Here is a 10703-nt window from a genome sequence, read left to right on the forward strand (position 1 = left end):
CGGCGACAAAGTAACTGCACAAACTATACAGAAATACATCCAATATCAAAGAGCAGAAGAAGACAGACGCCAGTTAAAACTTGACTTTTAAGATACCCCGCAGCTTGCTGCGGGGAGTATGTCATTGCAAAAAACAACAAAAGAGATAACACTTTCTGCAAATGGAACGTTTGCAGGTGCTGTGGAGTATCTGGTATCTGCAACACCATCAAAAGGCATTTATACTATCTTTTTTGAATTAGAAAAAGATGGAACAAGGTTAGCCCAATCAGTAGCATATTTTGAGATACCAGAAACAGAGATAGTGGTATCGCTTACATCAGAGCCCGCATTTTATACAAATACAAATAATCTCGTCTATACCATAACCCACAAAAAAGGGATAGACCCTGCAGAAGGGACATTGTGTGTTGAACTGATTGACCCAACAAATAGCACAGTTTATGTATCAACAAAAAATTTCACAATTGATATCAATCAATCAACAGATATTATGTATACAATACCATTTAGAGAATTAAAATTCGGGAATTACAAACTTGTAGCAACAGTGAGTTATGAAGGCAAAACGGCTAAGTTGGTAAATATCCTACCGTGTAGTATAGATATGACACTTGATTTTGACAGGACATTCTACAGGATAAGGGAGGAATTAAAAATCGGTATAAGTGAGACGGTAGAAGGTAGATGGCAACTAAAGAACTTAAAGACAATAACAGAGATACCAACATTAAGTTTTATGAGGGAAGAGATTGCCACGGTTTTACCGTGCAATGATATAGCAGGGACGAGCCCTGCAACTACAACATACACATATACAATACCAATTCCAGAGACATTACCATCCGGAACCTACAGTGTAAATATCAAAGCAATACTGCCTGATGAACAAGGGAATTACAATGAGTCGCTAAGTCGCTATGTCGCTATGTCGCTATCTTTCACAGTGCCACCAGCAGACCTTGAAATTATCGGTATAAATAAGGATACATACACAGCAGGTGAGACGGGATTTATTCGTGTTCAAAACACCGGCGGTGTGGATGGGAATAGTACAAGAAGCAATCGCATCGGTTTAAGCTGGAGAAAACCTGAAGGCACAGTGGCAACTAGTAGGATGGTTCGCAAAACAGGTAGTCCACCAAAAGATGCTGCCGACGGCCAAACTGTCTACGAAGGTATAGAAGATAATTACACAGATACAGAAATGCAAGATGATGTAAATTATTATTACGCAATTTTTCCAAGCATAACTACTGATAAAAAAGTGTACATTACCAATATTACTGTTAAATAAAAGCAAAATATTTTACTTGATTATTAATGAGGATTTTATATAATACTTGCATAGCAGAAATAAAATTAGCGAGGTGAAAAATCTATGAGAAAAGTAATTCTAATAATCGTGGCACTGGCATTAGTAATAAGCATAATCAGAGCAGAAAGCACGGGGACGGTGACAAGTGATAATTCAAAATCTGGCAACAAAACTAATAAACCAATAGATATATATGATTTTCCGATAAAACCAGGGACAAAAGAATGGAAGGCACTTGGTACACATAAAAATATAGTAAAAGCGTGCCAAATACCAGAAGATATTCTTAAGAAAATGTCAACAGAAGGATTAATTGAAACATGTTTGAGGTATCCTTTTCTCCCGGATATGTTTCTATCTAATAATATACAAAAAGGATTTGAAAGCATAGTTTTAACCTTTAATGGGCTTCAGGAATTATTAAGAAGAGAAGATGCGAGCACTAAACTATTAGCAAAGTATCGACAAATTCGCAAATTGGACCGTCAATCAATTCAAAAAGAATTTGGTGAATTTGGTGTTTTCTATTTTCGTTGTTTTGAAATAGTAATCAGTCAAAACATTATCCTTTCTAAATTGTCTGAAGAGGAAAAAGTTAAGTTATTAAGAGAGTGCATTTGGAAATATCATGAAAGACAAAAACATCCGAATACGTACGGATATGTTTCTAAACATAGAGTTAAGAGTCATGAGACACTTTTACTTATGGGACGAATTTTGGAAAATGAAGAATATAAACCATTCAAATTAAAGATACAGGATAAGAAGTATTTAAGGGATTTTCTTGATGGGGCTGTTTGGGCTAGCGATACAGATGAAATTATTCCAGAAGTTGAAAAGTTTCTTAAAAATAAGAAGTAGAAGGTAAAAAAATAAATGTTAAATCTTAAAAAAGTATGTAGTATACTTATAATTATAGGAACTATTTTAAGTAATGTAGTTATTACTTTAGCAGAAGAAAGACCCCATATTTTCACAACGGTCTATACGCCTAATGGAACCACAGTTAATGCAATAATTTTTACAGACAAAGATTTTGATTCTTCAGAGATAGAATATTGGCGTAATTATGTTGCTATACGTTATCCAAATGCAACTATCATAAGTGATGCTAATAATAAATATAACTGCCATTCTTATGCTTGGTATAGTCAGTCAACAAGCAATAAAATTTGGATTAATTCTCCCGAACAACAAAAATATTGGCAGGATGGAAGTTATAGTAAAATTGCTACAGCAATAGGTATTCCTTCGGGTGTACCTAATGATGTACGTGTTACCTATGATGGTGATGACCATTCAGCAATAAAATACTCAGATACTCATTTTATATCAAAGTGGGGTCAATTGCCTGTAGTATTACATGAACCTTATGATTGTCCTGATGAATATTTGATTGGTGGCAATCAATTATCTTATTATTACAGGGACATTATACCACCGACGGTAAAAATTGTTTCACCGTCTGACGGAGCAATACTCAATACCAAACTTGTATCTATCAGCGGCACAGCATCGGATAATACCAAAGTAGAGAAGATACATCTTTCTGCAGTAGATGGAGTTTCTCAAGCAGCATTTTGTTCAATAACAGCAGGTGCTAATATAAACTGGCAACATACATTTGAATTGTCCGACGGGAACTGGACAATAACTGCAAAGGCAATAGATGTTGCCGGTAATGAATCAGAACCATCACAAATATCGTTCACCATAGATACCACACCACCTGAGATAGAAATTTCAGGAGTAGAAGATGGGAAAATATACAATCACGATGTAACAGTAACGGTTAATGCATCTGATACAATGGATTCAGCACCTGAAATTGTTGGAACAATATCAGGTATAAAAACAGCCAGCAAAACATTTGGTGAAGGTAAACATACAGTCACAGAGCAAGCAGTTGATTGGGTAGGACACAGATCAGAACAAAAAACTGTAAATTTTACAATAGACAAAACACCTCCCGAGATAAATCCCTTTCCTGAACCTGGTAGTTTAGCAGGGAGTTCATATGAGTATATATTTAGAATGGTAGGGAAACAATGTTGCTGGAGTTACTCTATATCAAAAATCCCTAAATGGATATCTTTTGGTGCAACAGTTACCGACAAATTGAGCGGTGTTGATGAAGGAAGTGTAACTGGTAGAGGTCCGGAGTCACAGCCAACAACAATAACAAGCGTGACTTGTAAAGGTGGTTCGCGCAGTTTTTCATTTTCTAATCCAACTGAAAGAATGCGAAATATGGATGGCTATATAGGGGGAGGTGCATATCTGCACGGGGAACAGAGTTATACAGTAACTGTGTCTGCCAAAGATAAGGCAGAGAATCCAAGTAGTAAAACATGGAGTTTTAATGTAGGGTTAAAAAAATACGAACAAAGCAAACCAAATCCTGATTGTGATAAACCAGATGATTTTGAGGGCGTAAGTTGTGAAGCATTATTGGGGTCAAGTACTACTCAGATATGTTTATATGGTGACCCAATTGGAATAACGGCAAGTGGTTTATTGGCAGAAAACATTTTACTTTTAGCTGATATTGGTGAGCGATTTGAACTGGTTGATTATAATTTTAATCTATCAGAAATATTGCCGAGGATTAAAGTATTAATTATTCCATCGGGTGGTTTGTATGGACTTGGTGATGTAGAAAGTTTCAAAAGAAATTTAGCAGATTATGTAAATAACGGTGGCACGATAGTATGTTTTACTCAACAACATGGGTATGAGTTTTCTGCACTGCCAGCGACAAGCGACAAGCAACAAGTGACAGGATATGGCTGGAATGAGGACCAGAGTTGTCAGTCGGCGAGTGTGTATATCAACGAAGTAAGTCCTATATTCAATGGACAAACAAATACTACGCTAGATGTAAATGTTGACGGATATTTCACAAACTGGCCTGCTGATGCGAAGGTGCTATTAAGACGGACAAAGAATAATATGCCGTGCATGATAGAATATGAAATAAGAAGCCAGACGCAAGAAGCAAGAAAAGGCAGGGTCATAGTCACTACATTATATTCCGATTTCAGTTATGCACAGGGCTCACTATCACAAGAAGAAAAAACACTTGTCAAAAGTTTGATAGATTATGCAATAGACCCATCAACACCTGCGACACAACAACTACGAGCAATACCATATACAGGAGTTAATTTCACACTGAACACGCCTGAGCAGACACTTGTGCAGGGGCAGAGAAGTGTGGTGTATGCGAATGTTTTTAACGAGACAGCAGAGCAAAAGACAGTGGTGGTGAAGATGGCGTTGGGCTGGGGACTTGCAGGTAGTAAGAGCGAGTGGTTGTATTATCCGACGGATAGCGATTATGTGGTTGTGGATACGCTGACAGTAGTTGGAAATAGTTCAGTAGCTGTTCCATATGAAGTGGTTGCCTCAACAATAGCACACGGCTGGCGAGTGTATGGACGATGTTATGAGATTGCCACGACTGCAAGCGGTCTCGCAATGACAACTTTAATAGCACAGTCGGATATAGGTGGATGGGTAGAGCCGACAAAAGTAACCGCAGAAATAAGAACTGAGAAAAAGGAATACACGAGAAATGAGATAGTAGATATGAGATATGAGTTAAAAAATACGCAGGCAACAGAGATAACAGGGATAGTAACTGTAAAAGTAATATCACCTGAGAATGTGCTGCTACAACAGACAACAAAAGCGGTTTCAATTAGTCCAATTGGGCTAATTACACAGACGGAAACATATCAATTATCTGCAACACCATCAAAAGGCATTTACACTATCTTTTTTGAATTAGAAAAAGATGGAACAAGGTTAGCCCAATCAGTAGCATATTTTGAGATACCAGAATCGCAGATAACACTGATATTAACTGAAGAACCACAGATTTACACAGATATGAACAGCATTACATACACAATTAAACATATAAAGGGGATAGACCCTGCCGAAGGGACGCTCTGTATAGAACTGATATCTCCCGAACAGACATGCCTGTTTAATACAACCCAGCCGTTTAATGCGGATGTTGGACAATCGGTTTATAGAACATTTGTTCTACAAATTCCGTCGCTAAAATTTGGGGATTACAAACTTCAAGCAACAGCAAGTTATGATGGAAAAACAGTAAAGTCAGTAAATATCCTGCCGTGCAGCGTAACAGTAACTGCGGAGTTTGATAAAACATTTTACCGTATAAGGGATAAAATAAATAGTGCGATAGAGATTAGTGCGATAGGGAAATGGGAATTAAAAGATTTAAAAATTATAACAGAGATACCATCGTTAAGTTTTATGAGGGAAGAGATTGCCACGGTTTCGCCGCGCAGTGGCACAACATTTTTTTATACAATACCAATTCCAGAGACATTACCGTCTGGGACCTACAGTGTAAATATCAAAGCAATCCTGCCTGATGAACAAGGAAATTACACCCAATTTCCTAATTTCCTAATTTCCCGATCTCGTTCTTTTACAGTGCCGCCCGCAGATTTGGAAATTGTTGGCTTGAATAAAACAGGGACAGAGGGACAGCGGGACGGAGTGTATTATGCAGGTGAGACGGGATTTATAAGGGTGCAGAACACTGGTGGTGTGGATGAAAATAGAAAACATAATCAACTCAAGTTAAGCTGGAGAAAATCTGAAAACACAGTGGCAAGCAGTGTGAGGCTGGTTCGTAAGGCAGGAAACCCGCCGAAGGCTCCCACCGACGGCGAAATAGTTTATGAAGGCACAGAAGATAATTTCAGCGATGAAAACATACAAGAAAATACAGTATATTTTTACAAAGTGTTTCAAACGACAGAAACGATAAAAAAAGTAAGCAGAGAATAGGAAAATTTTTGGTAGAAGTTTTTAGTTCTTTTTGATATAATAACTTTTGGAGAAAAACGAAAAAATCACAATTGGAGGGTAAAGACATGAGTAAATTTAGTATCTTAACTTTGATATGGATGGCAATATGGCTAACTGATAGTAAAGTATATGGAGAAACAGAATCACAAAACATTAGAAAACATTTACCGCAATGCATTGAGACAGGAAGAAAAGAGATGAATAACCCTTATTATCTTAGTGAGATATTATTCTATTTAGGTCGTGTAGGTGATGATCCAAGAGTTTCTGAATTCTGTTTTGAAATAATTGAGAAAAGTACAAATATAGCAAGTATTATACAGGCGATTTGGACATTAAGAGCTATTGAAAATAGAGTTGATAAAAAAACAAAAGAGAAAACTATTTTAATATTAAAAAAAGTATTGAATCATAAATTCATAGAAGTGCGTCTTGAGGCTGCTGATAGATTGTTTGAGATGGATTGCAAAGAAGATGTATATCCATTGTATGTAAATATTATTGCTCAACCAGATATAGAAAAGAAATTGGATGAAGAATTTCGCTCGCAATTTGAGGTAGAATTAAATTCAGCCTTAAAATCATTAGCAATGATTAAGGATAGAGTTGAAAAAGATGGTATAGTAGAATTTGAAGAGGGGATGGAAATAAAAAGGCAGGAAGCAGAAATAGAAAAAATCAAATTAAAAATTGGCAATGTTGAAGCTTATAAATCAGGAGCAGTTACCAAATCTTTAAAAAAACTTATTAGTTATGATGATACAGAAACACGAAAATTAGTTAAGAGGATAGTTAAAGAAGACACTTATGTATCATCTATAATATCTAGGGCTAAAAAAGAAGTTGGGTCGATAAAAATAAAATGGGCAAAAGAACGAGGTCAAAAATTTCTAGACGATTTATTTAAATATATGGGAGAAAATAAATAATTATGAGATTTAAATCAAAAGTTCCAATACTGATACTGGTAGTATTAACCTATACTAAATGCTGGGCAGGTTATAATCGCTCATCCGCTGTTAGTTACGCAAATTCTTGGTGGCAGACAGACACACATAAATTTGATGAAAATGGTAATTTGGTGGAAGGACAGGATGAATATTGTGACAAAGTAAACACTCCTACTTACACTTGGTACTATTGGATAGAGGGTAAAGAAGAACTTGGAACAGCGAGTAATGATGGAGATAATACTATTTTAAGTGAATGGGGTGCAGATTGTGCAAATTTTGTCTCTCAATGTTTGAAAGCAGGTGGGATTGGAATGCAAGGTGATGGTGGTAAAGGCGGGACTTATTACAGAGTTGGTGGCTTAGAATATTTCTTATCAAAAATATCAGAAGTAACTGTGATTAACCGCACTTCCTATGCTCCACCATATTACGATCAAAGCAAAGTTCCAAGTAATATAACAATTGGTGATGTAATAATATTTGAGGGAAGGCATAGTTCTATAGTGATTGCCGATAGTGGTGCGAATGTGAGATTGGCTGCCCATTCAATAGATCGGAATTATGGGACAATTGATTTTTACTTTAGTCTTCCATTGGATTGGAATCAAACCATAATATATCACATAGATACTGAACCAGCGACGGTTGAGATAACAGCACCAACGAATGGTGCGATACTTAATCAGGCATTAGTAACAATAAGTGGTACTGCAGCAGACGATAAAGCGTTGGATAAAGTAGAGATATTTTTGACGAATTCACAGGATTTAATGGCGGCGGTTGTGCTTACAGGTACGCTTGCGAACTGGTCAAAAGAATTTCCACTTGTTGATGGAACCTGGACAGCGAAAGTGACAGCATATGATACAGTTGGCAGTTCCACCACAAAACAAATATCATTTACCATAGACACCACACCACCACAGAGAGTGAATGATGAAACAGGGACACCTAAAGAACCAACAGTTACACCGCAACCTATAAAAGAAGCAGATGGCTGGATAAATACCAACACAGTAACAGTGAGTTGGGTGGATTGTTTTACAGGTGCTGACAGTTATCTTGTTTCAATTGATGGTGGTGAATGGTTTGAGACAACCGAGTTATCAAAAGTATTTTCTAATTTAACTGATGGTGTTCATACAATAAGGATAAAAGCAAAAGACAAAGCAGGTAATGAGAGTGAAGTGATAATAGTAGTTGTAAAGATAGACACCACACCACCCGAGATAGAGCCATTTCCGACTCCCAACACTGTAGTAGGGACATCATCCGAGTTTGAATTTATAACAACAGGATGCTGTCCAACAGAATCTACTGCAAAGATACCTACAAGAATATCTTTTGGGGCAGGTGTAAGCGATAATTTGAGTGGAGTTGATGAAGGAAGTGTAACTGGTAGTGGTCCTGGCTCGCAACCAACCAGCATAACTTGGTCAGGATGTGGTGGTCCGTCGGGCGGTGTTTCTTTTGATAATCCGACCGAAGAGATGAAATATAAAAATGGAGTAATTCAAGGTGCTGCATTTCTTCATGGGAAACAGAGTTATTCAGTAATGGTCTATGGCAGGGATAAAGCAGGTAATGAAAATAGCAAGACCTGGAGTTTTAATGTAGGTTTATCCAAAACCAGAGAGACAAAGCCTGCTCCTGCGTGTGATAAGCCTGATGAATTTGAAGGTGTTGTTAATGAGTTAGTGGGTTCTACTACAACACAAATTCAAGTAAATTCTGAAGTAGACCCAATAGGGATAATGACAGGCGGGTTATTGGTTCCGAGTATACGGCTTTTAGCTGATATTAGTGAGCGATTTGAACTGGTTGACTATGTTTCAAATTTAAATGAGATATTGCCGAGAATAAAAGTGCTGATAATTCCTTCTGGTGGTTTGTATGGGCTTGGTGATGTAGAAAGTTTCAAAAGAAATTTAGCAGATTATGTAAATAATGGTGGAACAATAGTATGTTTCACTCAGCAACATGGGTATGAATTTGGGGCATTACCGATTACCGATTACCGATTACCGATTACTGGTTATGGATGGAATGAGGACCAGAGTTGCCAGTCAGCGAGTGTGTATATCAACGAAGTAAGTCCTGTGTTTAACGGACAAACTCGTGTTAATTTAGACGTAAACGTAGACGGGTACTTTACCCAGTGGTCAACGGATACGAAAGTATTATTGCGGCGTACAAAGAACAACATGCCGTGCCTTATAGAATACACAGTAAAAGGTAGAGAGGTAGAAGGTAGACAGGTAGAAGGGAGAGTCATAGCAACCACACTTTATAGCGATTTCAGTTATGCACAGGGCTCACTATCACAAGAAGAAAAAACACTTATCAAAAGTTTGATAGATTATGCAGTAAATCCAAGCACACCAGCAACACAATCCTTACAACTATCAAAACCGATAGAAGGCTCAAGTTTTTCTGAAAATCAACAAGATGAACTTACCACAAATGTAAATACCAATTTCCCAGAAGATGGAATAATATCAGACAAACCGAGACAGGTTGATGTATTTTACAAAGATGGAAAAAAAGAAAAATGGAAATTTTTGATGACTGCAGATAACAAATTGGACAAAATCAAAATACAATCTGCTGACGGAAAAGAAGAATATCTAACATTTAAGGATATTCAAAAAAAGATTTCGGGAGGTGTGAGATGAGAAAGAATTTTTTGGGGTTAGCAGTTTTATTGATGGTATCCTATTTAGGCTGGGCAGAGGAAATAAAAACTTCCACAACCATAACACAGAATGTTGAATATGTGCCGAAGGTGATTATTGAGGCAAAGTGGGGAACAGGGCCGGGGGAGTTCGGAATTTTTAAATATGGTGGTGACAGAATACCAGTAGTTCCACATGCTATAACGGTAAAAAATAACATTATTTACATACTTGATTCTGCTAATACAAAAGTTGAAAAATATACTACAACAGGACAGCATGTGGAAAGTATAAAATTAAAAAAAGTGAAAGAAACAATAATTAATGGTAAGAAATATAAACTAAAAGGGACTGACAAATTAGAAATAATTCCACATCTTTCTCTTAACGGCATGGGCGGTGGATTGGGAATAGACATAGAAGTTGATGATTCCCAAAACATATTTTTATTACTTGACGGTGGCACAGTTATGTACGATAAAAGTGGTAATTGTAATACGATTTACGGCGAATTTAACAATGTAATCTGGTCTGGACTAAGATTTTCTAAACCATTAAAAATACCACGCAGAAATTACGAATATTTATACAGAGAGAAATGTCCCAATGTATCTAAAACTTTTAGAATAGACCATAAACTTACAAAACTTATTGAGAAGAAAAGAAATTCAGAATATTCTCGCAAATCTATTGTAACTGAATTAGGTGAGATTTATGAATTGCTTTATGATATAGAAAACTTAGACGAAGATATAAAAGTAATCAAATGGGAGGTGAAAAAATGAGTGTGCCAAGAAAGTTCCTTGAATTCTTGTCGGTGGAAGTCCGAACTGGATAAAGGGTAGCGACCAGTCCAACACCAAATCCCACAGTTAATAAGGCAACGAACTAACTGATGCTGGG

The 10703-nt window shown here is 36.8% G+C and carries 6 protein-coding genes; all 6 read left to right on the top strand.

Annotated elements, in window-relative coordinates:
- The first annotated feature begins 118 nt into the window (after positions 1 to 118).
- The 6 genes from AB1349_10860 to AB1349_10885 all read left to right on the top strand — a co-directional run bounded on the left by AB1349_10860 (position 119) and on the right by AB1349_10885 (position 10585).
- Positions 119 to 1297: a hypothetical protein gene (locus tag AB1349_10860; GenBank protein MEW6557836.1), complete on the top strand. Its 1179-nt coding sequence runs from the start codon at positions 119 to 121 to the stop codon at positions 1295 to 1297.
- A gap of 84 nt (positions 1298 to 1381) precedes the next feature.
- Positions 1382 to 2179, top strand: coding sequence for a hypothetical protein (locus AB1349_10865; protein ID MEW6557837.1), 798 nt, complete (start codon positions 1382 to 1384; stop codon positions 2177 to 2179).
- Between the two features lie 15 nt (positions 2180 to 2194).
- Complete coding sequence (locus tag AB1349_10870; GenBank protein MEW6557838.1) at positions 2195 to 6151, top strand: Ig-like domain-containing protein; 3957 nt, start codon at positions 2195 to 2197, stop codon at positions 6149 to 6151.
- An 86-nt stretch (positions 6152 to 6237) separates the two neighbouring features.
- Entirely contained in the window at positions 6238 to 7101 is an 864-nt protein-coding gene (locus tag AB1349_10875; GenBank protein MEW6557839.1) for a hypothetical protein, read from the top strand.
- A gap of 2 nt (positions 7102 to 7103) precedes the next feature.
- Positions 7104 to 9800: an amidase domain-containing protein gene (locus tag AB1349_10880; GenBank protein MEW6557840.1), complete on the top strand. Its 2697-nt coding sequence runs from the start codon at positions 7104 to 7106 to the stop codon at positions 9798 to 9800.
- Positions 9797 to 10585: a hypothetical protein gene (locus AB1349_10885; GenBank protein MEW6557841.1), complete on the top strand. Its 789-nt coding sequence runs from the start codon at positions 9797 to 9799 to the stop codon at positions 10583 to 10585. The genes AB1349_10880 and AB1349_10885 overlap by 4 nt, the downstream gene beginning before the upstream one ends.
- Positions 10586 to 10703 lie beyond the last annotated feature (118 nt).

The sequence above is a fragment of the Elusimicrobiota bacterium genome, from assembly GCA_040757695.1.
Taxonomy (GTDB): Bacteria; Elusimicrobiota; UBA8919; order UBA8919; family UBA8919; genus JBFLWK01.